The organism is Flavobacterium sp. H4147 (assembly GCF_029360735.1).
GTDB classification, from domain to species: Bacteria; Bacteroidota; Bacteroidia; order Flavobacteriales; family Flavobacteriaceae; genus Flavobacterium; species Flavobacterium endoglycinae.
Genome location: NZ_JARKNB010000001.1, coordinates 1,747,364 through 1,769,874 on the forward strand (window position 1 = coordinate 1,747,364; position 22,511 = coordinate 1,769,874).

At 31.2% G+C, this 22,511-nt stretch carries 31 protein-coding genes; 20 read left to right on the plus strand and 11 right to left on the minus strand.

Going from position 1 to position 22,511, the window contains the following annotated elements; all coding sequences use genetic code 11:
- Nucleotides 1-31: 31 nt before the first annotated feature.
- The gene (locus tag P2W75_RS07650; RefSeq protein WP_276379873.1) at nt 32-631 is read right to left on the minus strand and encodes a GNAT family N-acetyltransferase; all 600 of its coding nucleotides are present in this window, start codon (nt 629-631) and stop codon (nt 32-34) included.
- Nucleotides 632-852: 221 nt separating this feature from the next.
- On the opposite strand from P2W75_RS07650, the gene P2W75_RS07655 reads away from it, so the two are divergent.
- Nucleotides 853-2,196, plus strand: coding sequence for an NAD(P)/FAD-dependent oxidoreductase (locus tag P2W75_RS07655; protein ID WP_207294576.1), 1,344 nt, complete (start codon nt 853-855; stop codon nt 2,194-2,196).
- An 89-nt stretch (nt 2,197-2,285) separates the two neighbouring features.
- Here the strand turns inward: P2W75_RS07655 and P2W75_RS07660 are convergent, their stop codons facing one another.
- Nucleotides 2,286-3,803: a helicase HerA-like domain-containing protein gene (locus P2W75_RS07660; RefSeq protein ID WP_276379874.1), complete on the minus strand. Its 1,518-nt coding sequence runs from the start codon at nt 3,801-3,803 to the stop codon at nt 2,286-2,288.
- 380 nt (nt 3,804-4,183) lie between these two features.
- Between P2W75_RS07660 and P2W75_RS07665 the strand changes: the two genes are divergently transcribed.
- From P2W75_RS07665 to P2W75_RS07705, 9 genes are all read left to right on the plus strand, one after another.
- Nucleotides 4,184-5,008 carry a MotA/TolQ/ExbB proton channel family protein gene (locus P2W75_RS07665; RefSeq protein ID WP_207294578.1) on the plus strand — a complete coding sequence of 275 codons (825 nt, stop codon included), beginning with the start codon at nt 4,184-4,186 and terminating at the stop codon, nt 5,006-5,008.
- Between the two features lie 55 nt (nt 5,009-5,063).
- Nucleotides 5,064-5,690, plus strand: coding sequence for a biopolymer transporter ExbD (locus P2W75_RS07670; protein WP_276379875.1), 627 nt, complete (start codon nt 5,064-5,066; stop codon nt 5,688-5,690).
- 19 nt (nt 5,691-5,709) lie between these two features.
- Nucleotides 5,710-6,264 (plus strand): biopolymer transporter ExbD, encoded by a 555-nt coding sequence (locus P2W75_RS07675; protein ID WP_276379876.1) that lies wholly within the window; start codon nt 5,710-5,712, stop codon nt 6,262-6,264.
- 37 nt (nt 6,265-6,301) lie between these two features.
- Entirely contained in the window at nt 6,302-7,105 is an 804-nt protein-coding gene (locus tag P2W75_RS07680; protein WP_276379877.1) for an energy transducer TonB, read from the plus strand.
- On the plus strand, nt 7,105-7,335 hold the full coding sequence (locus tag P2W75_RS07685) for a hypothetical protein (RefSeq protein ID WP_053472547.1): 231 nt from the start codon (nt 7,105-7,107) through the stop codon (nt 7,333-7,335). The genes P2W75_RS07680 and P2W75_RS07685 overlap by 1 nt, the downstream gene beginning before the upstream one ends.
- Before the next feature lie 2 nt (nt 7,336-7,337).
- Nucleotides 7,338-8,261, plus strand: coding sequence for a PstS family phosphate ABC transporter substrate-binding protein (locus tag P2W75_RS07690; protein ID WP_276379878.1), 924 nt, complete (start codon nt 7,338-7,340; stop codon nt 8,259-8,261).
- A gap of 16 nt (nt 8,262-8,277) precedes the next feature.
- A complete protein-coding gene (locus tag P2W75_RS07695; protein WP_276379879.1) occupies nt 8,278-9,948 on the plus strand; it encodes a tetratricopeptide repeat protein in 1,671 nt (556 codons plus the stop codon).
- Nucleotides 9,949-10,050: 102 nt separating this feature from the next.
- On the plus strand, nt 10,051-10,683 hold the full coding sequence (locus P2W75_RS07700; protein WP_276379880.1) for a 7-carboxy-7-deazaguanine synthase QueE: 633 nt from the start codon (nt 10,051-10,053) through the stop codon (nt 10,681-10,683).
- A 440-nt stretch (nt 10,684-11,123) separates the two neighbouring features.
- Nucleotides 11,124-11,309, plus strand: coding sequence for a hypothetical protein (locus P2W75_RS07705; RefSeq protein ID WP_276379881.1), 186 nt, complete (start codon nt 11,124-11,126; stop codon nt 11,307-11,309).
- On the opposite strand, the gene P2W75_RS07710 is transcribed toward P2W75_RS07705, so the two are convergent.
- Nucleotides 11,296-11,709, minus strand: coding sequence for a hypothetical protein (locus P2W75_RS07710; protein ID WP_276379882.1), 414 nt, complete (start codon nt 11,707-11,709; stop codon nt 11,296-11,298). The two genes, P2W75_RS07705 and P2W75_RS07710, sit on opposite strands and share 14 nt — an antisense overlap.
- Before the next feature lie 178 nt (nt 11,710-11,887).
- On the opposite strand from P2W75_RS07710, the gene P2W75_RS07715 reads away from it, so the two are divergent.
- Both P2W75_RS07715 and P2W75_RS07720 read left to right on the plus strand, forming a co-directional pair.
- The gene (locus P2W75_RS07715; protein WP_276379883.1) at nt 11,888-12,787 is read left to right on the plus strand and encodes a hypothetical protein; all 900 of its coding nucleotides are present in this window, start codon (nt 11,888-11,890) and stop codon (nt 12,785-12,787) included.
- Between the two features lie 69 nt (nt 12,788-12,856).
- A complete protein-coding gene (locus P2W75_RS07720; RefSeq protein ID WP_276379884.1) occupies nt 12,857-13,081 on the plus strand; it encodes a hypothetical protein in 225 nt (74 codons plus the stop codon).
- Here P2W75_RS07720 and P2W75_RS07725 read toward each other — a convergent pair.
- From P2W75_RS07725 to P2W75_RS07735, 3 genes are all read right to left on the minus strand, one after another.
- Nucleotides 13,068-13,376, minus strand: coding sequence for a hypothetical protein (locus P2W75_RS07725; RefSeq protein ID WP_276379885.1), 309 nt, complete (start codon nt 13,374-13,376; stop codon nt 13,068-13,070). The genes P2W75_RS07720 and P2W75_RS07725 overlap by 14 nt on opposite strands.
- Nucleotides 13,377-13,456: 80 nt before the next feature.
- The gene (locus P2W75_RS07730) at nt 13,457-13,888 is read right to left on the minus strand and encodes a hypothetical protein (protein ID WP_276379886.1); all 432 of its coding nucleotides are present in this window, start codon (nt 13,886-13,888) and stop codon (nt 13,457-13,459) included.
- Nucleotides 13,878-14,372, minus strand: coding sequence for a hypothetical protein (locus P2W75_RS07735; RefSeq protein WP_276379887.1), 495 nt, complete (start codon nt 14,370-14,372; stop codon nt 13,878-13,880). Before P2W75_RS07735 ends, P2W75_RS07730 begins: the two co-directional genes overlap by 11 nt.
- Nucleotides 14,373-14,768: 396 nt before the next feature.
- Here P2W75_RS07735 and P2W75_RS07740 point away from each other — a divergent pair, with 396 nt between their 5' ends.
- The gene (locus tag P2W75_RS07740; RefSeq protein WP_276379888.1) at nt 14,769-15,740 is read left to right on the plus strand and encodes an IS1595 family transposase; all 972 of its coding nucleotides are present in this window, start codon (nt 14,769-14,771) and stop codon (nt 15,738-15,740) included.
- Nucleotides 15,741-15,901: 161 nt separating this feature from the next.
- Here P2W75_RS07740 and P2W75_RS07745 read toward each other — a convergent pair whose 3' ends face one another.
- The gene (locus tag P2W75_RS07745; protein ID WP_276379889.1) at nt 15,902-16,060 is read right to left on the minus strand and encodes a hypothetical protein; all 159 of its coding nucleotides are present in this window, start codon (nt 16,058-16,060) and stop codon (nt 15,902-15,904) included.
- A 57-nt stretch (nt 16,061-16,117) separates the two neighbouring features.
- Here P2W75_RS07745 and P2W75_RS07750 point away from each other — a divergent pair, with 57 nt between their 5' ends.
- The 3 genes from P2W75_RS07750 to P2W75_RS07760 all read left to right on the plus strand — a co-directional run bounded on the left by P2W75_RS07750 (nt 16,118) and on the right by P2W75_RS07760 (nt 17,782).
- Nucleotides 16,118-16,390 (plus strand): hypothetical protein, encoded by a 273-nt coding sequence (locus P2W75_RS07750; RefSeq protein ID WP_276379890.1) that lies wholly within the window; start codon nt 16,118-16,120, stop codon nt 16,388-16,390.
- Between the two features lie 71 nt (nt 16,391-16,461).
- The gene (locus P2W75_RS07755; protein WP_276379891.1) at nt 16,462-17,304 is read left to right on the plus strand and encodes a hypothetical protein; all 843 of its coding nucleotides are present in this window, start codon (nt 16,462-16,464) and stop codon (nt 17,302-17,304) included.
- A gap of 25 nt (nt 17,305-17,329) precedes the next feature.
- Entirely contained in the window at nt 17,330-17,782 is a 453-nt protein-coding gene (locus tag P2W75_RS07760; protein WP_276379892.1) for a hypothetical protein, read from the plus strand.
- Between the two features lie 8 nt (nt 17,783-17,790).
- On the opposite strand, the gene P2W75_RS07765 is transcribed toward P2W75_RS07760, so the two are convergent.
- Nucleotides 17,791-18,003 carry a hypothetical protein gene (locus tag P2W75_RS07765; protein ID WP_276379893.1) on the minus strand — a complete coding sequence of 71 codons (213 nt, stop codon included), beginning with the start codon at nt 18,001-18,003 and terminating at the stop codon, nt 17,791-17,793.
- An 88-nt stretch (nt 18,004-18,091) separates the two neighbouring features.
- Here P2W75_RS07765 and P2W75_RS07770 point away from each other — a divergent pair, with 88 nt between their 5' ends.
- Nucleotides 18,092-18,295, plus strand: a complete 204-nt coding sequence (locus P2W75_RS07770; RefSeq protein ID WP_276379894.1) for a hypothetical protein — start codon at nt 18,092-18,094, stop codon at nt 18,293-18,295.
- A gap of 36 nt (nt 18,296-18,331) precedes the next feature.
- Here P2W75_RS07770 and P2W75_RS07775 read toward each other — a convergent pair whose 3' ends face one another.
- Nucleotides 18,332-18,571 carry a hypothetical protein gene (locus tag P2W75_RS07775; RefSeq protein WP_207295497.1) on the minus strand — a complete coding sequence of 80 codons (240 nt, stop codon included), beginning with the start codon at nt 18,569-18,571 and terminating at the stop codon, nt 18,332-18,334.
- Nucleotides 18,572-18,574: 3 nt separating this feature from the next.
- On the opposite strand from P2W75_RS07775, the gene P2W75_RS07780 reads away from it, so the two are divergent.
- The gene (locus tag P2W75_RS07780) at nt 18,575-18,841 is read left to right on the plus strand and encodes a hypothetical protein (RefSeq protein WP_276379895.1); all 267 of its coding nucleotides are present in this window, start codon (nt 18,575-18,577) and stop codon (nt 18,839-18,841) included.
- Here the strand turns inward: P2W75_RS07780 and P2W75_RS07785 are convergent.
- Both P2W75_RS07785 and P2W75_RS07790 read right to left on the minus strand, forming a co-directional pair.
- Nucleotides 18,827-19,324: a YfiT family bacillithiol transferase gene (locus P2W75_RS07785; RefSeq protein WP_276379896.1), complete on the minus strand. Its 498-nt coding sequence runs from the start codon at nt 19,322-19,324 to the stop codon at nt 18,827-18,829. The genes P2W75_RS07780 and P2W75_RS07785 overlap by 15 nt on opposite strands.
- A 17-nt stretch (nt 19,325-19,341) precedes the next feature.
- On the minus strand, nt 19,342-20,049 hold the full coding sequence (locus P2W75_RS07790) for a bifunctional 2-polyprenyl-6-hydroxyphenol methylase/3-demethylubiquinol 3-O-methyltransferase UbiG (RefSeq protein WP_276379897.1): 708 nt from the start codon (nt 20,047-20,049) through the stop codon (nt 19,342-19,344).
- Nucleotides 20,050-20,123: 74 nt separating this feature from the next.
- Here P2W75_RS07790 and P2W75_RS07795 point away from each other — a divergent pair, with 74 nt between their 5' ends.
- Nucleotides 20,124-20,618, plus strand: a complete 495-nt coding sequence (locus P2W75_RS07795; RefSeq protein WP_207294587.1) for a YkgJ family cysteine cluster protein — start codon at nt 20,124-20,126, stop codon at nt 20,616-20,618.
- Between the two features lie 66 nt (nt 20,619-20,684).
- Complete coding sequence (locus P2W75_RS07800) at nt 20,685-21,920, plus strand: ABC transporter permease (protein ID WP_276379898.1); 1,236 nt, start codon at nt 20,685-20,687, stop codon at nt 21,918-21,920.
- Nucleotides 21,921-22,511: the final 591 nt, after the last annotated feature.

Below are 22,511 nucleotides of genomic sequence, written 5' to 3' on the forward strand. Positions count from 1 at the left end.
AAAGCAACCCAGTTTTTAATTGGGTTGCTTTTTAATTGGAAACAAATTCCAAAAAATACTCTCTTTTAGTTTTTTCCCATTCTTCTGATATAATGCTAAAGTAAATATCGGTTTTGCTTTTTCCTTCAGAATCCACATAGTTATTTCTGAAAAAACCTTCTTTTATAGCTCCTAACTTTTTAATCGCTTTTTGGGATCTTATATTTTCAAAGTCGGCACTGAATTGTATTCTTCTAAATTGAATTTGTTCGAAACCAAAATTGAGCAATTCAAATTTACAAGCTTGGTTTAATCCTGTTCCCTGAAAAGCTTTTCCGTACCAAGTCCAGCCAATTTCACATTTCTTGCTTGCATGATTTAAATAGCCATAACGAGTGCTTCCGGCCACTTTATTGGTTGCTTTGTCTATAATTAAAAACGGATAACAAATGCCATCAGTTTTCTGTTTTAAGGTGCTTTGAATATAATTTTCGAAATCCTGATCGTTTCGAATATACATTCCCATAAACTTCCATATTTCATCATCAAAAATAATTTCTTTGAGTTCGATGTTTCTTTCGTTTTCAAATGGAACTAAAAGCACTTTTTCGTTTTCTAAAATAATTTTTGATCGCAATATTTCGTTATTCATACATTCTGATTTAAATATTCTAATAATTTTGAAAGCAAAAGTAATTGTTTGATTTCTGTAAATAAATTCGATAAAATAACAATTTGTTATAAAAAATTATCTAAAAAAATAAAACATCAAATTGAATCTATTTTGTTCTGTAGCATCAAATAATTGATTTATTTTAAGACTTATCTATAATTATTACTTATTTTTACGATCTTATATTTAGATTTCCCTTCATGCAAACTTCACTAAAAATTGCTGTCGTAGGTTCTGGACTTGTAGGATCGCTGCTGGCAATTTATCTCAAAAAAGCAGGTCACACCGTTCATGTTTATGATCGAAGCCCTGATATACGCAAAATAAATTTTTCCGGCAGATCTATTAATCTGGCCATGTCAAATCGCGGTTGGAAAGCGCTTGATGCTGTTGGAGTAGGCGATGCCGTTCGTGAAATCGCAATTCCTATGGACAAACGTGCGATTCATTTAGTTGATAAACTCAATTTTCAGAATTACGGACAAGAAGGCGAATCTATTTACTCGATTTCCAGAGGAACTTTAAATAGAAAAATGATCGATCTGGCTGAAAATGCTGGAGCCGAATTTCACTTTGAACAAAAAGTTTGGGACGTTACTTTAAACGATGCTACTTTGCATATTGGTGAAAGCGAAAGAGGCGAGTGGGAGGAACGAAAATTCGATATGGTTTTTGGTGCCGATGGCGCTTTTTCGAGAATTCGTCACAGAATGCAGCGTCAGAGCATGTTTAATTATTCGCAGGAATTTCTAAACATGGGATATAAAGAATTAAACATTCCGGCAAATCCAGACGGAACGCATAAACTCGATAAAAATTCTTTTCATATTTGGCCTCGCGGAGAATACATGTTAATTGCGCTTCCTAATTTAGATGGCAGTTTTACATGTACTTTATTTATGCCTTTTGAAGGAGAAAATTCTTTTGAATCGCTAACAGATCGAAAAATGGTGGAGAATTTCTTTGAGAAAAATTTCCCAGACTCAATTGAAGTAATTCCAGAATTGGCAAATGATTTCTTTAAAAATCCAACAAGTACGCTGGTTACCATGAAATGTTTCCCGTGGACTTTTGAAAATAAAATTGCCCTAATTGGAGATGCTTGTCACGCCATTGTTCCATTTTATGGACAAGGTATGAATGCTGGTTTTGAAGATATCACAGTTTTGAGCGAAATGATTGAAAAGTACCAAGACGATTGGAAAAAAATCTTTAGCGAATATCAGATTTCTCGAAAACCAAATGCAGACGCTATTGCAGAGCTTTCATACCGTAATTTCGTAGAAATGAGTACCAAAACTGCCGATGAAAAATTCCTGTTGCAAAAGAAAATAGAAAAGGTATTTTCAGATAAACATCCTGATAAATGGATCCCTCTTTACAGTCGTGTAACCTTCAGTGATCGTCCGTATGCCGAAGCTTTGGCAATTGGTGATTATCAAAACGGAATTATGGAAGAAGTACTTCGAATGCAAAATATCGAAAACATTTGGAATACTCCCGAAGTTGAAAATAAAATACTAGCATTGCTAGAAAAAGCATAATTTCGATATCAATTACAATGTCAATATCAATTTACAATTTTTTAATATTGTAATTTGATATTGATTTTTGACATTGTAATTGTATTTTTTTATTTCTTTAGAAATTTGGATAGAACCCCAAAAACGCCTCTTATAAAAGTAGCACTTGTTACTACTTTCAGAACCGATTTTGTAACTACTTCTGTAGCGCTTGGTTCTGATTTTGAAGATTTTGCAGGTGCTTGTTCTTCCTTCTGAGATGCTACTTCTGCGGCATCTGCAATTTTTTTGTTTAGAATTTCAAATGCACTTTCGCGGTCAATTTCTTCAGCGTATTTCTTAACGAGTTTCGATTTGTTGTTTATTTCTTCAATTTCTTCAGCAGATAAAATATCCATTCGGCTCATTGGAGCACGCATCATGGTTGCTACTAAAGGCGTTGGAATACCTTTTTCATTTAGAGCTGTTACCAATGCTTCTCCAATTCCTAAATTGGTCAATAATTCATCTGTTTTATAATATTGAGAAGTAGGGTAATTGTCTGCCGTTTTTTTAATTGCCTGACGGTCATTTGCTGTAAAAGCTCTTAACGCATGCTGGATTTTTAAACCTAATTGCGCCAAAACTCCGCTTGGAACATCCATAGGATTTTGAGTTACAAAATAGATTCCGACACCTTTAGAACGGATCAATTTTACAATCGTTTCAATTTGTTCTAAAAGCGCTTTACTGGCTTCATTAAATATAAGGTGGGCTTCATCAATAAAAATTACCAGTTCAGGTTGGTCAGCATCTCCTTTTTCAGGCATTTTTTGATAAATTTCAGCCAAAAGGCTTAACATGAAAGTCGAGAACAATTTAGGTTTGTCCTGAATATCAGTTAGACGAATAATATTTACATAGCCTTTTCCGTTTTCGTCAATTCGCATTAAATCATCCGTTTCAAAAGATAATTCACCAAAAAATAAATCACCGCCTTGCTGCTCCAATTCGATAATCTTTCTTAAAATCGTTCCAGTTGTAGCAGTTGATATTTTACCATAACTAGCCGTGATTTCATCTTTACCTTCTTCAGTAATATAATTGATTACCTTTTTAATATCTTTTAAATCCAATAAAGGCATTTGCTTGTCGTCGCAGTATTTAAAGATAACCGCAACCACTCCAGCCTGTGTATCGTTTAAATCCAGAATTCGAGAAAATAAAACAGGACCAAACTCAGAAACCGTCGCACGTAAACGAACTCCGTTTTGTTTGGATAATGACATTAATTCAACAGGGAAAGCTGCTACATTATAAGGTACATTAATTTTAGCGTGTCGCTCTGTAATAAAACCTTCTTCCTTTCCTTCCTTAGCAATACCGCTGAAATCCCCTTTAATATCCATCATTAACACAGGAATTCCGGAATTTGATAACTGTTCAGAAAAAACCTGAATTGTTTTGGTTTTTCCCGTTCCAGTTGCACCTGCAATAAGTCCGTGGCGGTTTAATGTTTTCAGAGGAATCTGCACGTGAGCTTCTGCAACTGCTTCACCATCTAAAATAGCCCCTCCCAGTACTATTGTTGCGCCTTTAGCAGAATAACCAGTAGTAATGTCCTGAATGAAATTTTCTTTTTTATTCATGTTTTTATTTGTAATTTAGATGATTATCGGGATTTTACTTGATGTTTTAACAATTTGTATGTGTTTTTTTTAGTAAGAAAATGCTTTTTTTGATTGAAAAGTACATAAAAAATAATTTCGCAGCTTTTTAAGAAGATTTCAATGGATTAATTGAATAATTACTAAAACGTTGTAAATTTTTTATTATTCGCCTTTTTTTTTGTTTTATTAAAAAAATCATGCCGGCAAATTAATGAGATATTTTTTAAATTGACGTTAAATTTCCTTCAATAAAATTAAAAAAAGTTTTTTTATTTAAACTAAACGTATAAATTTGCTACCCTACAAGTTAAATATAACTAAAAAATAAAAATTATTTAAAACTATTAAAATTTAAAAAAATGGCAAACGTTAAAGTTAAAAAAGAAAGCACTTCAAATGGGGGAGGAATGATTACAGGAATCATTATTGCTGCGTGTATTTTAGTGGGGGTGTTTATTTGGAAAGTAATCATGGGAGACTCTGCTAACTTCGAAGGTGGTAACCCTGAAACTGGACATCCAATCAATACATTAGGACAAGTTTATAAAGGAGGATTTATTGTACCTGTATTATTAGGTATGTTTTTAATGGTTGTTGTTTTTTCTATTGAAAGATTTATCGTTATTGGTAAAGCTGCTGGTAAAACTAACTTAGATAAATTCATGAAAAGCGTTCAAGGTAGTATTAAAGAAGGAAACATCGAGGCTGCTATCGCTTCATGCGACAAACAACAAGGTTCAGTTGCAAACGCAATTAAATCTGCTTTAATTAAATACCAAGACGTTAAAAAAGAAGGATTCAACAGTGAGGAAGCTTCTGAAGTAATCCACAAAGAAATCGAAGAGGCAACTTCATTAGAAATGCCAATGTTAGAGAAAAACATGACTATCATCTCTACTTTAGTATCTTTAGGTACATTAGGAGGATTATTAGGAACTGTATCTGGTATGATTAAAGCGTTTGGTGCGTTAGCTTCTGCTGGTACTCCTGACCAAGCTGCTCTTGCAACAGGTATCTCTGAAGCACTTATCAACACTGCAACAGGTATCTCTACTTCTATCTTAGCTATCGTTTCTTACAACTTCTTTACTGCTAAAATTGACGATTTAACTTACTCTATCGATGAGGCTGGTACTACAATCGTAAATACTTACAGAAAATTCAGAGGAAGTTTAAAACAATAATTAATTTTTGATATTAATAATTACGATTAATTATATCAAATAAAAATAAAAGATAATGGCTAAAATAAAAATGAAAAAGAAGTCAACGTCGACAGATATGACTGCGATGTGTGACGTTGCATTCCTTTTGCTTACGTTCTTTATCTTGACCGCAACTGCTAAAGTTCCTGAAGCACTTCCTGTAGATATGCCTTCTTCTACTGTACAAAGTAAATTACCAGATTCTGATTTGGCAATTATTACAATAGGTAAAGGAAAAGATGGGAAAAGCAAAGTGTTTTTTGACATTAAAGGAAGAGAAATCCGTAAAAAAACCCTAGAAGGAATGGGAGCTAAATACGGTGTTAATTTTTCAGAAGATGATAAAACGAAATTCGCTTTAATGGATGATTTTGGTGTACCAGTTTCTGGTTTAAAACAAATCATCGATTTAAAATCAGCTGATAGAGTTAAAGCGGATCAACCTGGGATTCCAATCGATTCTTTAGATAATCAATTAAAAGACTGGCTTTTAGTTTCAAGAAGAGCTACAATTGACCTTGATGATAAAGAATTGCAGATTGCAATTAAAGGAGATGCGAAAGAACAATATCCACAAATCAAAAAGATTATGGATATCTTACAAGATCAGAAAATCAATTCCTTTAACTTAGTTACTGGAATGAGAGGAAAAGACTTTTAATTAAAAAAGATACAGTAAAATGGCTGAATTAAATACCGGCGACGGTGGCGGCGGGAAAGGCGGCAAGGTAAGAAGCAAAAAACAAAATTCTAAGGTAGATTTAACTGCCATGGTGGATTTGGCATTCTTATTGATTACGTTCTTCATGTTAACTACATCGTTGTCAAAACCTCAATCAATGGATTTGTCATTGCCGGATAAAGATCCTAAAGATGATACTCCACCAGTAAAAGTAGATGAAAATCGTACTATGACAGTAATGTTAGGTGAAAATAATAAACTGACTTACTATATGGGATTACTTGAATCTCCTATTGCTGGGCCTAAAGATATCACATATGGTAAAGATGGGATTCGAAGAGAATTGCTTAAAAGAAAGAAATCAGTTTTAGAGTATTCTGCTGCTAAGGGAAAACCTAAAAATGGAATTATTGTGATTATTAAACCAACAAAAAAATCAACTTATCGTAATTTAGTTGATATGCTGGATGAAATGGCAATTACTGGAGTTGAAACTTATGCAATAGTTCCTGAGTTCACACCAGAGGAAACGAAATTGATAGATAAAAAATAAGAGCTGTCTTGTTTTAACATCCTAATAATCAATAATTATGAAATTAGATATTATAAAAAATCAGTGGCTTGATATCGTATTCGAAGGACGTAATAAGATATATGGTGCATATGAGCTGAGAAAATCAAATGGAAAAACTACGGTAAAAGCACTTATCATAGGTTCTGTGATTTTCAGTTTTGCTGTTGCAGCTCCTCTTATTGCAAGCTTCCTGCCAGATTCTAGTGAAGAAGATGCAAATACGGATATTAAGATTGCTACAGTAAAATTACCTCCTAAACCAAAAGAGGAGATAAAACCAAACCAACCACCACCACCACCGCCTCCGCCAAAAGTGGATCAAGTGAAATTCGTGAAACCGGTGGTTGCTAAAGCAAATGAGGTAACTGAAGATCCACCAAAAATTGAAGAACTTAAAGATAAAAAAGTAGGTTCTGAAACAATTAAAGGAGATCCAGATGCAGTATTAACTGTTGACGAGCCGGTTGGTAAAGGACCAGTTTCTCAGGTTGTTGAAGAAGATAACAGTGTATATAACACAGCTGGTATCGAAGTAAAACCTGACTTCCCTGGAGGAATGGATAAATTTTACAAATTCGTAGGAAATAACTATAAGACTCCTGAAGAAGAAGGTCTAAAAGGTAAAGTTTACGTTACTTTTGTGGTTGAAAAAGACGGTTCATTAACCGACATTAAAGTTTTAAGGGATATCGGATATGGTACAGGAGCAGAAGCAATTCGTGTTCTTAAAAAATGTCCAAAATGGACTCCTGGCGAGCAAAATGGTAAAAAAGTGAGAGTACTTTACTCTTTACCTATTACTATTCAATCTGCAGAATAATGTTAAAAGATATGCTTAATAATATTCAGAAGAAATCGCTCAAAGAGCGATTTCTTCTTGTTTTAGGAATACTGTTTTTTTTAATATATCTTGTACTAGGTTTAATGATTATGTTTTGGGAAAAGCTTCCTTTAAATATGGAACCTAAATACAGATATGCATTTGGTGGATTGCTTATTGTGTATTCGGCAATACGTTTTTTAAGATTAATAAATTCAAATACAGAGTAATTATGCTGAAGAATAGCAGATTTTTAGGTTTAGTTGTTTTTGTCTTTTTGTTTGCCATGTGTAACCAAAAAAGCAAAAATGAATCTGACAAAGAAACAATTTTAAAAGGAAACTTAGATATTACTGTTGACGAAACAGTAAAGCCTATTGTAGACGATCAGGTTGCTGTTTTTGAAGGAACCTATTATGGGGCTAAAATTGCAGTTAAACCAAAATCTGAAGCTGAACTGATAAATGACTTATTAAACCAGAAAGCAAAAGTTGTTGTAACAGCAAGAAATTTGACTCAGGAAGAATTGAGCAGATTTGAAAAAAGTAAAATAAAACCTCGAGTTACTCCTTTTGCAACAGATGCAATTGCATTTGTTACTAACAAAAGCAATAACGACACATTAATTGCGTTGAAAACAGTACTTGACTTCATGCAGGGAAAACCAGATACAGGAATTAAAGGTCTTGTATTTGATAATCCTAATTCAAGTACAGTTCGATACATGAAAGAGCTAGCAAAAGTAAAAGATGTTCCAAAAACGGGAGTCTTTTCTTTTAAAACAAATGATGAAGTGATTAAATTCGTTTCAGAAAATGATGGAATGATTGGTGTAGTTGGCGTAAATTGGTTATCACAGCCATCACCAAATATGATAGATATTATAAAAAAAATAAATGTTTTGAGTGTTAAAGGTTTAAATGATACAAAGTATTATAATCCTACTCAGAATGACTTGGCAGAGGTGAAATACCCTTTGGCACGTGATTTGTTTATTATTAACTGTCAGGGATATTCTGGTTTAGGAATGGGACTTTCTTCATTCATTGCTGGAGATATTGGACAGAGAATAGTTTTAAAATCAGGATTACTTCCAGTAAGAACTCCAGGTAGAAAACTACAAATTAGAAATGGAATTTTAAAAGATAACGAATAAATTAATTACTATAGAGATGAATAAATTTAAAATTTTTAGTCTTGCTTTGGTTGCTGCAGGTTCTGTTGCAAACGCGCAGGATATTAAAGAAGCAAAAAAGGCAATTGATGCTGAACAATTTCAAAAGGCGAAAACATTACTTAAATCAATCATTAAAGCAAAACCATCTGATGGAGAAGCTAATTTTGTTTTAGGTACCGTTTACTTAAATCAAAGTGTTGTTGATTCTGCGAAAATTTACTTTTTAAATGGAGTTGAAGCATCTGATAAGAAGAACCTAAACTATATTGGATTAGGTCAAATTGACCTTGATAACAAAAACACAGCTGCAGCACAAGCTAATTTTGCTTTAGCTACAAAAGATATGAAGCGTAAAGATGTAGATGAATATATCTACATTGGTAAAGCGTATACAAATTCAGACAATCCTGATTACAATAGTGCCATTGCTAGTTTAAAGAAAGCTTTAGCAATTGAACCTCAAAATGCTAATGCTCTTTTAGCTATTGGAGATGCTTATTATGGTGCTAATAATCAAAATGAAGCTTACAAAGCTTATCGTGATGCATTTACTGCTGATCCAACTCTTTTAAGAGCTAAAATGCAATTAGGAGTTTTATTAAAAGGAGCTAAATCTTATGATGAAGCTATTAAATCTTTCAACGAAGTTATCGCTTTAAACGCAAATTACGGTCCTGTTTACAGAGAGTTAGCTGAAACTTATTACAAATGGGGAAGAAATAAACCTGCTACAGCTAAAGTTAATTTGCAAAATGCAATTACAAACTATGAGAAATACTTAAGCTTAACAGATTACTCTTTAGATTCAAAAATGCGTCATGCAGATTTCTTAATCTTAGTTAAAGATTATAAGAGTTTAGAAACTGTTGCTAACAAAATGATTGCTGAAGATAAAGTAAATCCTAGAATTTTTAGATATTTAGGATATGCTGCTTATGAAAACGGAAACGTAGATGTAGCTATTAAATCTCTTGAAGATTACATCAAAAATCCTTCTAACAAAGTAATAGGAAGCGATTATATGTATTTAGGACTTGCTAAAATTAAAAAAGGAACAAATGCAGAAGGTCTTGTAGATCAAGCTTCTTTTGATTCAGGTATAGCTAATATTAAAAAAGCAGTTGAATTAGAGCCATTAGTTGTTGAAGAACTTGGGGATTACGGTAAAGAATTATTTGGTAAAAAGCAATGGGCACAGGCAGCTGCTATTTATGAATTAAGCTCGTCTAATTCAGAATCAAAAAATTATTTGACTGATAATGTGTATTATGGTATCGCTCTTTATTATGCAAACTTAGATAAAAAAGCTACTTCACCAGAAGTTGCTGCTGATTTAGCTAAAGCAGACGCTGCTTTCGACAGAGTTTTAGTAGCTTCTCCTTCTTATGATGAAGCTTATCTTTACAAAGGAAGAATAGGTAATTTATTAGAGAAAGAAGATCAAATCGTTAAAAACTACGAAACGTATGTTGCTAACATTACTGCTAAAGGTGCTGAAGAATCATCTAAACCAGCTACAGTTAAGAAAATAGTTGAAGCATACAACAGTATTGGAGCAAGTTATGCAAATACTGATAAAGTTAAAGCAGTTGAATATTTCAATAAAGCTTTAGCTTTGGATCCAACAAATGCTTACGCTTCTCAATCAGTAAAAGCTTTAAAATAATATAGTTTTAAATTAAAATTATTAAACCTGATAGTTCAAGGGAACTATCAGGTTTTTTTGTTCCGTATTTAATTGACTATCTTTGCACATTAAATTAGAATAATGTTATCAAAAGAAATACAATTAGAAGTAAACAAAGGAGCGATGCTTCCTTTAATGGAAGAGTTTTACACCATACAAGGTGAAGGTTTTCATACTGGTACAGCTGCTTACTTTATTAGAATTGGAGGATGTGATGTAGGATGTCATTGGTGTGATGTAAAAGAAAGCTGGAATGCAGATGTACACCCGCCAACTAATATTGATGTAATTGTAAATAATGCAGCAAGTTATGCAAATACTGTTGTGGTTACAGGTGGTGAACCTCTAACGTGGGACATGACATTGCTGACTCAAGAGTTAAAAAACAAGAATTTAAAAGTGCATATCGAAACTTCTGGGGCTTATAAATTAAGCGGAACTTGGGATTGGATTTGCCTTTCGCCTAAAAAAAATAAACTTCCAACAAAAGATGTGTATGACAATGCGCATGAATTAAAAGTGATTATTTATAATAAACATGATTTTATTTTTGCAGAAGAGCAGGCAGAATTAGTTAATGACAATGCCATCTTGTTTTTACAACCGGAATGGAGTAAAAAAGAAGAAATGACTCCATTAATAGTAGAGTATGTTATGAATAATCCAAAATGGAGAGTTTCCTTGCAGACCCATAAATATTTAAATATACCATAAAAAAACTCTCCAATTTGGAGAGTTTTTTTTATGTAATAAATATACATTGTATAAAAAGAAACATCTTGTTCTTACCAGTTTTTGCGTTTTTTTAAAGAAGTGATATGTGCTAAATGATGATTTCCATGCCAGGCATATAATCCGATAATTTGTTTGGTAAGTATACCCTTTTTACACCAAACAAAAATAAAACAATTTAAGTCCTCCTAAATGGAGGCTTTTTTATTTAGGATTAGCAGGGCGGAGAAAATTTAGAAAGTAAATAATTAAACACTATATATGAACACTAAAAAATTATTCAAAACCCTAAAAAGACTATTTAAAAATCTTGTAATCCTTGCTATACTATTTGTAAGCATTGTAATTCACTTTAATTTACAAATTAATATTAACCACAACTACTATTGTAGTTATTTAAAAACTTAAAAATCATGAAAAAGATGAACTTATGGGTTACAACAGATAATACCCAATATAGATTAATGAACCAAAAATTAAATGACTATATTCAATTAACTTTTGAATTACCCGATGGAACTATTGAGCATTTTAATACGAACTATGAAAATCTCTACAAAATGCTTAAATCAGCTCCTGAGAGTTTGTATAGCCCTAAACCTTTATAAGCTTTAGATTATCGCTAAGTTCAATTGTACACACTTCATTAGCATAATTTGAAAAAGTAATCATTTTACCATCAACAATTTGTAAAACTTCTACTGTAGAGGATTCAAGTTTAAAACTTAGTTCAGAATCTCTTTCATCTTTACATAATAGATTTGTAGGATGTACGTCAATAGCCTGATGGTAATTTAAACCTAAAAGTTTGTATTTTTCATATAAAGAAAAACTAAGACTATAGTAATTTATAAATTTAACCATATCAACATTACCTATATCGTCTTTAACTTTTGCATATTTATCTGTTATTTTTACCTCTGCAGGATTTTCAAAAAAGTCATACATGGAAGTCTTTACGCTTAAAACAAACTGAGCTTTAAATGGTATAAGTGGTTGAACTGACATAAGTGGGTTTTAAAAATTAGTGATCCAAATATATCAAAAACACTAAAACACAAACTAGGTATAAATACTCGTTTTATTTTACTAGCGAGTACCCTTTTCAAATTATACAATAATTCTAATAAGATTAATAAATTAGGTATATTTGATAATAAAATTAGACAATTACAATAAAATTTCTATGTCAAATATCTACTGGCCTGTTTATAAAAATTTAGAAATGGGAGTGTTAACTTTAAGTTATTCAATTCATATTGATGATAATCAATTAAATGTTTATTCATCACAAATCTCAGACCTTATTCTACGAGCCTCTGCTGAAATCGAGTCAATATCTAAAGAGTTGTATAAATTAAATGGCGGAACAAAAACGTCAAAGATAAAGTACGATTCAGATGCATTAGAACATTTAAACGCTCTATGGAAGTTAGATCAAAAAGTAGTGTTAATAAGTTCTGCAAATTGTTTTCAAACCATAAAAGAATTAAAACCATTTTTAAAAAATGAAAGAAGTGGTTATCATAATGGGCTAACATATACATGGAATAATTCATACCAAAATCTTAAACATGATAGAGCAAATTCATTAGAATATGGTACTCTCAAGTATCTTTTTGATATTATGTCTGCATTGTTTATTTTAAATTTGTATTATAAAAACGATACAATTTCATTATATAATGATGGCGGTGGAATTAATTTTCCTTTAAACATGGGTTCTGACTTATTTTCTGTAAAACTTCATAAATGGTTTTTCTATGGTGAAAATATGAGTTATAGCAAAAAAGATTTTTTTGACGAGTGCTTATATTATACCCACTACACAGATCAAACTATTGAAAATTTAAAAGAAGCCCATAAGAAAGATCTACATGAATTTAATCAATCTTTTTTAGATCATCCTAAAACAGTAAGTTATTTACAAAACAATGTTGTAGAGGATATATTTAATGAAACGGTTATGAAAGAGATATTAGGAGATGAAGATTTATTCAATTTAACAAAACGTCATTATACAAATCAAGCTGAGGCATCAAAATATACTCAATGGCAGGCACTATTAAACAAGAATGAATTTTAATTAAAGCTAATAAATGTCTAACAATAAAGCCACTCCTTAATTGAAGTGGCTTTTCTAATTTATAACATAATGGAAAACTTATCAAAAAAAGAACTGATAGAAAAAATCATAAAGTTAGAGGAATCTAATTCAAAAATTTTCAAAGAGAATTTACACTTATACCTATTTTTGCAGACCTGCGCCAGTGAAATAAAAAATACACTTTCTGAAATTGAACGTGATTGTCCTTTTCCTTATTTAATAGAAAGAAATCCTGCTTATGATGAGTACATAGAAAACTTTATGAGTAAATAAGAGGTTTTACCTTGTTTTTATAAAACTCATCAATAGCATTATTAGTTTTTTCAAAAAAGACTGTTCCAACCACATCAGCCTCCCCTTGTTTCTTTTCATTATTAAGATTTAGCTCCTCAAAAAGCAATCCTAACAAACCATTGCGTTCGATATTCATACGCTCTTTATGTTTATACCATATATCCATAAGCTTATCTTGAGGTAAATCTTTATTCTGTTCTATTTCGTCAACTACAGATTTTAAAGATTCTATTAAAATAGTTATTTTTTGTTCAATTAAATCGTTGTTTATCATGATGTTATATTTTATGTTAATAATTGAAAATACAGCTTTTCTATCTACTATTCACATTTGATTTAAAATGTAAAACTGCTCTAGGTTAATTTGATTTTAAACTTTCTAAAGAACAGATAAACAGTGAATAATAAAACAGAAACTAGTAAGATATAATTGTAGTCTTTAATTGTGGCATTAATATAGTACTTTGAAACATTATCATATTGATTAAACTTACCCATGCCCTCAAATCTTATATCGTCTACAATAAATCCAGGTCGGTCTATCTTTATGATACTGCCAAAATAAGATGTATAAGTAACTGATAAAACACCGTTGGTAACAGGAATCGGAACTTCTAGATATGGTCTGCCAAATTCATCCGCATTTTCGACATTAGAAGTATCTGCAATGTACGTGAATTTTCCAAGATGATTTAATGCAAAAACTGCACAAGCTCCCAAAAATAAACAGCATAATAATGCAGTAATAGTGGTCTTTTTAATTGAAATAGTGCTTTTAGTTTCCATCTTTTATAATTTTTTCACGTTCAGTAACTGCCTCACTTAAATTATCAAATTCTAAATATTTATCTGAAATGATCTTTGTTGTTTGTTTACTCAGCACTTCTATTGAAGAAGGATTTTTCACTTGTCTTATAATATCATTCAAATATTCAGAAGGTGTATTTGGAATTTGTTCTAAAAGTTCCAGCAATAATTCTTTTCCTTGTTTATCTGTGAAATTTTCAAATTCTTTTATCTCAGAACAATATGTTTGATTTTTCCATTCGGTTACAGCAGTTTCTTCAAAAAGTTTGTCGTCAATATATTGTGGAGGAACATACATTAAATGTGGCTCTTTTACTTCAAAAACAGCAAACACATATTTTACAGCAGGTTTTAAATGTTTCTGAGAAACTAAAGTATTGTTATCTTGAACTGGTAAAGGTTGGTCAGATTTTATTTCGCAGGATATAAAAAAGACAAGAAAAAGTAGAAGACAGGGTTTCATTGCGAGCTTTTTATTCCACCCAAACCCGAAGTGAAGTTGCTTTATAAAAAAGCGTGGGTTTGTAACCAATACCTGAATCGGGGTTCTGGACAAACCTTGCACCAAGATAAGTTACGCCCACGCCGTAGCATGAGCATAGTCTTATTATCCTGTGGTGCATGTGAAATTGTCCAGATTTCGATACCATGATAATAGCTAACGCCTATATTTTCAATGCTGTAAAAGTAATAAATTACAACAGATTTCAAAGAATTGGAGTACAAAAAATTAGCGGTTATCTTTGTACCCACGGCTTTAAAGAAACACCTGAAATGTTAAAAATAGAACTTAGTTACACTAAATTATTGTTTAAGTGTAAAAATGTTCGTAAATTTGGGGAAAGAAAAATTTAAAGTCATGTTTAACAAAGATTTCAATTCAATACTTGAAGTAGCTAGAGAGTTCTCTACTGAACAAAAGTGTATTGAGCATTTAGAAGCACTCTATTGGAATAATAAACCAGTGAGTCCTTTCCATGAAGACAGTAAAGTCTATAAGTGTAAAGGAAATAAGTACAAATGCAAAACAAGCGGTAAATACTTCACAGTTAAGACTGGATCAATGTTTGATAATACTAAGATTGAACTTCCTAAATGGTTTATGGCAATATATCTGGTTATCAATCATAAAAAAGGAATCAGTTCTGTACAGCTTGGGAGAGATTTACAGATAAGCCAGAAATCAGCGTGGCATATGCTACATAGAATCAGAGCCTGTTTCGGAATAGAAAATGACATTGACGATAAGTTTGAGGGAATCTGCGAAGCTGACGAATCATTTTTTGGCGGGAAGAATAAAAACAGACACAAAGACAAAAAAGTTGAACAGTCGCAGGGAAGAAGTTTCAAAGACAAAACCCCAGTAATTGGAGTTCTGCAGAGAGGTGAATCTGAAATAATAGACGGTAAAAAAGTAATACTTTCCCCAAGTAAAGTAAAATGCATAGCGGTGGAAAACACTAAAAAAGAATCAATACAGCCGTTTATAAAATCATTTGTAGAAAAAGACACGGTTTTAATCTCAGATGAATGGCACGGATACAGAGGACTAGAAAACTGTTATGACCATCACATTGTGGATCATGCTAAAAAACAATATGTTGATTTTGATAACCCCGAAATACACAGCAATTCAATTGAAGGATTCTGGGGAATAATGAAAAGAAGCTATAACGGAATTCATAACTGGTGGTCAAGAAAACACATTCAGAAATATGTAGACGAACATGTATTCAGATTTAATCTGAGAGATTTAAAAACATCAGACAGATTTAACCACTTGTTAGCTAATTCGCAGGTGAGAACAAAATACAAACAATTAACAGCTTAATTATGCAGACAGATTACAGTTTGAAAAACAATTATGATTATACTCAGTTTTTAAAATTCTTAGAAAGTGAAGGAAGTGAAAAAGCGCAAAAAATGTTAGATAAATTAAATTCTTTAGATCAGACTGATTCACAAGAATACGCACATTTTAAAGCTGATTTATTATATAAGATCTTTTTGCAGGTCTTTTAATAATCTTATTAAATCCCTCATTTCTTGTTTTTCATAAGGACTTCTAGGAGCATCTGTATATTCTCGACATAAGATTTCAATAATTTCTGACTGAACTGTAATAATCTCAATTAGTTTATCTGATTCCATAAATAAAGACTTTTAACCAAATATAATTACTAATTTTGAAACTTTAAATACAATGATTTGAAAATACTAGATAAACAGAAGCTTTTGCAGGACGAAAGCATACACAAGACAGAATTTGAACAACAATGGTATTTTAGTCTTGAAGATATGACAGAGTATTTACAAGAAGATTTATCAGAGGTTGAATATTTAGAACTTCCGTTGTTAATCGGCGGAAAAAGAAAGACAGTTAAAACAGCTATTTTTGAAGACATTGAAAAAGGACGGAAAAAAGAAGAGCTGTCAGACTTTAATAAAGCACTTTTAAAAGCTAGGCATTTTAAGAAATAAAACAGGTGTTTATACGTATTTTATAGGCGTAAAGATTTTACATATATTTGAATAATTGTAACATTTTTAATATGAAACATTTTTACGCTTATAGAATTTTTCTAAATCAAGTACCTAATAAACAAATCTTACTTGAATTTAGATCTAAAAAAGATTCATTCATTGATTTTTTTATACGAATTCAAGACCAGCAAACAATTAAGTTTAATGATTATGGTGAGCATATTGTAATTTTTGACAAAAAGTTAGGGCAAGATATCTATTTATTAAAACTAGCAAAAAAACAACAATTTGATAAGCCTACATTAGAAGATGGTAAAATTGAGGATGTTAAAGATGTTAGGTATCCAAACATATATTTTTTAGTCCATCTTACTAAACAAATCATACTAATAGAGAAGAACACCACAGTATTTCAAACAATGGATGCTGTAAAAGATAAGTTAGTGAAGGCATTTACTGAGGAAATGTTACAAGACCATGTTTACTGTAACTTGTCTGAAATTACCGATCATAGAGATTTTTGGGAACAAATAGAGGATCTGGACTCTGTTCAAAAAGTAGAATTAGAATATGAACCGCCAAATTTTTTTGGAGGGAAAAATGTAGCAGATAAATTAGTGAAAGATGTTCATGAGGAAACCAATTTTGATAAGTTTAAAATAATACTTAGAAATAAAAAAGAAGGATTAAGGTTTCAATATGAAGATTTTAAAGAGCATATTCAAAGAATATCACAAGGTGCAGGAAATTATTTTATTGAAGGAATAAAAGATGGTATAGAGCACATTTTTACAAAAAAGACAAAATCCCATATAAAAATAGACATTCCTGATATTGAAGAAGAAACAAAAGAATCTTTAGAATCTAGATTTGAAGAAATTGAAGACATAAATGATGATGAGAGCATTTAAATTGGTTTGTATAATACTAGTTACTATGTTAGTTAGCTACTTTGTAGTAATAAGTAATGTTGTTTCCTATCAATATTTCATAGAAACAAATTTTTTGTTTACTTTTTTAGGTGTATTTATTGGATTTGCACTCACTTTGTACACTTATCTCACTTCTATGTTTGAAAATATGAAAAAGATTATAAGGACTAAACATTCCGAAGATGTTAAAACAAGAGATGAAAAACTTAAATTACTTCCTTTATTACATCTAGAAATCAAAGAAAACATCATCTTTCTTATATACGCCTTAGTTTTTGTTGTGTTAGTGGCGGTTTTAAATGAAGCAATTATGAGTATTGATCTCTGCACATTAAACATAGAAATATCAGATATAAAAAACGCTTCAATGTTAACGGTGTTTATTCTATCAATTCTATCTTTAATTGATTTAGTTCAAACCTCATTTACAATATCAGATTTTATAATTAAGAATTAAAAGTCTCCTTAATCAGAGGCTTTTTCTTTTCTAATAATCCAACCAATAGTACTTTTATTAACAGCATCAAAAACAGCCTGCTGATATTTACGGCATTCTTCAAGAGTAATTTCTTTTGCTAATAGTCTTTGAATTGCTTCTTGATATTCTTCATTTGCTTTATCAACTGCTGGATCAGTTTCGAAAAGTTTTTCGTTTGTATATTTATATCGTTCTTCCATAATACAAAGTTAATTAGCTGATTATATTTTGATTGTCGCTGATTATAACAATTTTGTATATTTGAGAGAACATTAAAACTAACTAACTATGAAAGGATTTATTAAGATTACAGACATGCGTAAAGACGATCATTACTTAAATGTTGATTATATTGTAAAGATTTCCCGAACAGGAAATGGACACGCAGGTAGTAGTTTCATATGGGTGGTAGGGACAGAAAAACCGACCATTTTTCAAACTGATTCTACGCCTGAAGAAATAATAGAAATGATAAATCTCGCAAAAAGCTAAAAAACAATCAAGCCTTACATAAACAGTAAGGCTTTTTTATTTATCTTCCAGTAGCTTAAAAGTTCCGTTTTTAAGCTTTCTATTCTGTGTGATAAGTTCTTCAGAATAATCTTCATTAGACTTTATATATTGTTGCTCTACAATTATATGATCACTTTTTATTTCTTTTATCACACCATAAAAAATATCCGTAAAGGGAATACTTGTATTATTCACTAAAAACCTTGTTCTTTTATTTTTTATAGGTGCAAGGTCATTCAAATCTTTAATTCTCATAATATGATACAAATTAAACAGTTAACCAGACAAGAATACGAAAATACTGTCAATAAACCAAGTGAATTTATAATCTTATATAAGACAGAAGACCTCGAAAAACAACTTATTTCAATCATTGCCACACATTTCGCGGAAAATATAAAAGAAATGATTGAATATCTTCAAGAAGTGTCTAAGTTTGATTTCTCAAATAGAGAATATATAATCTTAGAAACTGAAACAAAAAGTTTAACCGCCTTTTTTATAGAAGTTTTAATTTCGGTGTAAAAAGGGTATACTTACCATTTGTTTTAATCTGATTTCTGAATTACTTTCAGGGTGTACAAAAGATTTTTCTAAATCAGCTTCAGATAAATTTTTCATTATATATGCTAATCTAAAATGTAATCCTTCCAATAAACTTAAAGTGGGAGCTATTGGCATATTTAAACTATCATGCAATTCAGACCATCGTTTTTCATCGTACGGTTTTATAATAGGATTGTTTTCTGTTAATGCCCATTTTAACCTTATGTAGCAATTCATATGACTTTCTGCGCAGTGATGAATAACTTGTCGTACAGTCCAGCCCTCAGGGCGATAGGGTGTATCCAGCTTTTCATCATCAAAATCAACAACTTCTTTTTTTAATCTTTCTGGAAAAGAAGCGATTTGCTCAATTTTGTCTAAAATAAATTCAGACGTATATTCTTCAGGTGTATGAAATTTTCCAATAGGATACTTTAATTTTTCTAAATCTGATTCAGTCATCGTTCAAAAATTATTTATTATAATGAAAGTTTAGCTAAATAATCATAATGTTCGCCTTCAAGGATTAATTCACATTTTAATCCGTTAGCAATTGCTGCATTTTGTAACGTATTGTAATCAAGATATAACCAGTCGAAAGGTTCTTCTTTTTCCCCTTTATATGAGATGTTGAAAATTAACTCGCCATAATATTCATTATCAGATGGAATCCATTTACCGCCGTCTTCATCTTCATCAAACATATAAATTATGTCTGAGCTGTCAATTAATATCTGTCCTCCTGGATTTAATAGTGATTTTAATTTCGATAAATAACTGTTACAGTTTTTTAATTTTCCAAATATTCCCGTACCGTTCATTAGTAAAAGAATCGTATCAAACTTTTCTCCTTCAAAATCTAGAATATTAGCTTTTTTGGCTTTTTTTAAACCTCTTATTACGCAGGTTTCTATTGCTTTTTCTGAAATGTCAATAGAAGTTACATCTAAATTTCGATCATTCTGAAGTGATAAGCTGTGGCTTCCGGCTCCACATCCAACATCAAGTGTTTTTCCTGAAGCTAACTGTAAAGCTTTTTGTTCAATTTTTGGCATTTCATCATAAGAACGGAATAAATAAGCGACACTCATTTCGTCTTCTTCAGAAATCGAAGTTTCGGTTATAATATCTTCAGGTGAATTATGAGTTTGGAAATCGTAAATTGCTTTCCCAAAAAGATCTTTCATTTTATTTTAGTTCAAAGTTTAAGGTTTCAAGTTTAAAGTTGTTTAATTTTGCAGATCAACTTTAAAGAGTAAACTTGAAACAAATTTTAAATAACTTACATAAGTTAGCCAAAGATAAGCATATCGAAAATAAAAAGTATTTCGATAAGCTTAAAAAGAAACCGCCTAAAAATTTAGATTATGTAATGCAGGACTTACATGATGCTGAATTTAAAAAAACGGATTGTCTCCAATGTGCTAATTGCTGTAAAACGACAGGACCATTATTTACATTGGCCGATATAGAAAGAATCTCAAAATCGTTCAGGCAGAAACCACAGCAATTCATCGATCAGTATTTGCGTATTGACGAAGATAAAGATTATGTTCTGAAAAGCGTGCCCTGTACTTTTTTAGATAATGAAAATTATTGTATGATATACGATGTGCGGCCAAAAGCATGCAGAGAATTCCCTCATACAGATCGCAAAAAATTTTATCAGATTTCAGATTTGACTTTAAAAAATGTTGCAATTTGTCCAGCAGCCTATAATATTGTGGAAGAAATGAAAAAGAAGTTGCCTCTTTAAAAACAAAGAATTTAGTTTTTAAATGTATTTTTGAATACTATATAAATCATACTAAGAACTTATAAATTGAATATAGAATATTTTATAGCAAAAAGACTGATAACTGCAAAAGATTACAAAAGCAGTATTTCGGCTCCTATTATAAAAATTGCAATCTCTGCTATCGCAATTGGTATGATTATGATGATTGTTTCGGTGGCAACAGGAATTGGTCTTCAGCAAAAAATACGCGAAAAAGTATCGGCCTTTAATGGGCAGATTATTATTTCTAATTACGATAATAACAATTCGGAAATTACTTTGATTCCTATTTCAAAGAAACAAGACTTTTATCCAAATTTTAAATCTGTTCCAGAAGTAAGCCATATTCAGGCAATCGCAACTAAAGCGGGAATTATAAGAACCGAAAATGCTTTTGAAGGAATTGTATTCAAAGGAGTAGGTACTGATTACAATTGGAATAATATAAAAGAATATTTAGTAGAAGGAAAATTACCAGATTTTTCTAAAAACCTAAATGAAGATGTAATAATCTCAAGATTTCTTGCCGATAGACTTAACTTAAAGTTAGGAGACAGTTTTAATACTTTTTTTATTAAAGAAGAACAAGGGAAATTGCCGAATAGTCGTAGATTTAAAATAGCAGGAATTTTCAGTTCAGGATTTCAAGATTTTGATGCTACTTATATAATAGGAGATATTAGGCATATCCAGCGCATCAATAAATGGAATCCTGATCAAATTGGAGCTTTTGAAGTTTTTGTAAAAGACTTTTCTGAAATTAAAGAAACGGGAAATCAAATCTACGAACAAATCTCATCTAATCTTGATACAAAAACCATAACAGAAAAATACAGTTATATATTCGACTGGTTGCAGCTTTTTGATTTTAATATTATCGTTATTCTGGGAATAATGATCTTGGTAGCGACTATTAATATGGTGGTTGCATTATTGGTTTTAATTTTAGAGCGTACTCAAATGATTGGGATTCTAAAAGCCTTAGGAGCGAATAACTGGAAAGTTCGAAAAGTTTTTCTTTATAATGCATTCTATTTAATTATGCGTGGATTGTTTTGGGGGAATCTCATCGGGATCTCATTGTTATTAATTCAACAGCAATTCGGAATCATTCATCTTAATCCCGAAAACTATTATGTAAATCAAGCTCCAGTATATTTAAATTGGGGATATATAATTTTACTAAACCTATTAACCGTTACGGTTTGTTTTCTGGTCTTATTAATTCCTTCTTATATAATAACAAAGATATCTCCAGTAAAAGCTATTCGCTTCGATTAATCTCAAAATGCTTTACATACTATAATCCCGACAGGTTTCTTAAACCTGCCGGGATTTGTTTTTATACATATATATAATATGAATGCAGCTTGTCCGGCTGAGCGCAGCGAAGCGATACAGTTTTGGAATCTAGAATTTAAAAATTTTAATTTCGATAAAGATAAGGAGCTTATTCCCGCTGTGCGCAGCAGTCTTTTTGGGGGCGGACCCCGCCTCAAAAAGGATTTCCGCTGCTGCCGGGGCTGGAAATCCAGTTTTTAGAAGAAAGTTTCCAGAAACAGGTGTTTTCAAAACCATACTAAAAGAGCGGAAAACGGCTGTAAAGAATAAAAAATCCTCAGAAATGCCAATCTAAAGCCAAGTCAAAATAAGAAAAACACAGAGTAATCCAGAAAAATCCCACAGATTATAAAAAAATATAAAAACGTAAATAATCCGCTTCCAGCGAGTTAAGAAATAGTTTTAAAAAACATGGAAAAAATGTAAAAAAAAGTCTTGTAAATGTAAATAAAGGTTCTACTTTTGCACCCGCATCAGCGAAACGCTCTTAGAAATACCGTCAGGCAGCTGAATTGAAATGAAAAGAAATTT

Bases quoted from the DNA above. Each gene is read 5' to 3' on its own strand.
- P2W75_RS07650 (WP_276379873.1), bottom strand. From the start codon at position 631: ATGAATAACGAAATATTGCGATCAAAAATTATTTTAGAAAACGAAAAA.
- P2W75_RS07655 (WP_207294576.1), top strand. From the start codon at position 853: ATGCAAACTTCACTAAAAATTGCTGTCGTAGGTTCTGGACTTGTAGGA.
- P2W75_RS07660 (WP_276379874.1), bottom strand. From the start codon at position 3,803: ATGAATAAAAAAGAAAATTTCATTCAGGACATTACTACTGGTTATTCT.
- P2W75_RS07665 (WP_207294578.1), top strand. From the start codon at position 4,184: ATGGCAAACGTTAAAGTTAAAAAAGAAAGCACTTCAAATGGGGGAGGA.
- P2W75_RS07670 (WP_276379875.1), top strand. From the start codon at position 5,064: ATGGCTAAAATAAAAATGAAAAAGAAGTCAACGTCGACAGATATGACT.
- P2W75_RS07675 (WP_276379876.1), top strand. From the start codon at position 5,710: ATGGCTGAATTAAATACCGGCGACGGTGGCGGCGGGAAAGGCGGCAAG.
- P2W75_RS07680 (WP_276379877.1), top strand. From the start codon at position 6,302: ATGAAATTAGATATTATAAAAAATCAGTGGCTTGATATCGTATTCGAA.
- P2W75_RS07685 (WP_053472547.1), top strand. From the start codon at position 7,105: ATGTTAAAAGATATGCTTAATAATATTCAGAAGAAATCGCTCAAAGAG.
- P2W75_RS07690 (WP_276379878.1), top strand. From the start codon at position 7,338: ATGCTGAAGAATAGCAGATTTTTAGGTTTAGTTGTTTTTGTCTTTTTG.
- P2W75_RS07695 (WP_276379879.1), top strand. From the start codon at position 8,278: ATGAATAAATTTAAAATTTTTAGTCTTGCTTTGGTTGCTGCAGGTTCT.
- P2W75_RS07700 (WP_276379880.1), top strand. From the start codon at position 10,051: ATGTTATCAAAAGAAATACAATTAGAAGTAAACAAAGGAGCGATGCTT.
- P2W75_RS07705 (WP_276379881.1), top strand. From the start codon at position 11,124: ATGAACTTATGGGTTACAACAGATAATACCCAATATAGATTAATGAAC.
- P2W75_RS07710 (WP_276379882.1), bottom strand. From the start codon at position 11,709: ATGTCAGTTCAACCACTTATACCATTTAAAGCTCAGTTTGTTTTAAGC.
- P2W75_RS07715 (WP_276379883.1), top strand. From the start codon at position 11,888: ATGTCAAATATCTACTGGCCTGTTTATAAAAATTTAGAAATGGGAGTG.
- P2W75_RS07720 (WP_276379884.1), top strand. From the start codon at position 12,857: ATGGAAAACTTATCAAAAAAAGAACTGATAGAAAAAATCATAAAGTTA.
- P2W75_RS07725 (WP_276379885.1), bottom strand. From the start codon at position 13,376: ATGATAAACAACGATTTAATTGAACAAAAAATAACTATTTTAATAGAA.
- P2W75_RS07730 (WP_276379886.1), bottom strand. From the start codon at position 13,888: ATGGAAACTAAAAGCACTATTTCAATTAAAAAGACCACTATTACTGCA.
- P2W75_RS07735 (WP_276379887.1), bottom strand. From the start codon at position 14,372: ATGAAACCCTGTCTTCTACTTTTTCTTGTCTTTTTTATATCCTGCGAA.
- P2W75_RS07740 (WP_276379888.1), top strand. From the start codon at position 14,769: ATGTTTAACAAAGATTTCAATTCAATACTTGAAGTAGCTAGAGAGTTC.
- P2W75_RS07745 (WP_276379889.1), bottom strand. From the start codon at position 16,060: ATGGAATCAGATAAACTAATTGAGATTATTACAGTTCAGTCAGAAATT.
- P2W75_RS07755 (WP_276379891.1), top strand. From the start codon at position 16,462: ATGAAACATTTTTACGCTTATAGAATTTTTCTAAATCAAGTACCTAAT.
- P2W75_RS07760 (WP_276379892.1), top strand. From the start codon at position 17,330: ATGTTAGTTAGCTACTTTGTAGTAATAAGTAATGTTGTTTCCTATCAA.
- P2W75_RS07765 (WP_276379893.1), bottom strand. From the start codon at position 18,003: ATGGAAGAACGATATAAATATACAAACGAAAAACTTTTCGAAACTGAT.
- P2W75_RS07770 (WP_276379894.1), top strand. From the start codon at position 18,092: ATGAAAGGATTTATTAAGATTACAGACATGCGTAAAGACGATCATTAC.
- P2W75_RS07775 (WP_207295497.1), bottom strand. From the start codon at position 18,571: ATGAGAATTAAAGATTTGAATGACCTTGCACCTATAAAAAATAAAAGA.
- P2W75_RS07780 (WP_276379895.1), top strand. From the start codon at position 18,575: ATGATACAAATTAAACAGTTAACCAGACAAGAATACGAAAATACTGTC.
- P2W75_RS07785 (WP_276379896.1), bottom strand. From the start codon at position 19,324: ATGACTGAATCAGATTTAGAAAAATTAAAGTATCCTATTGGAAAATTT.
- P2W75_RS07790 (WP_276379897.1), bottom strand. From the start codon at position 20,049: ATGAAAGATCTTTTTGGGAAAGCAATTTACGATTTCCAAACTCATAAT.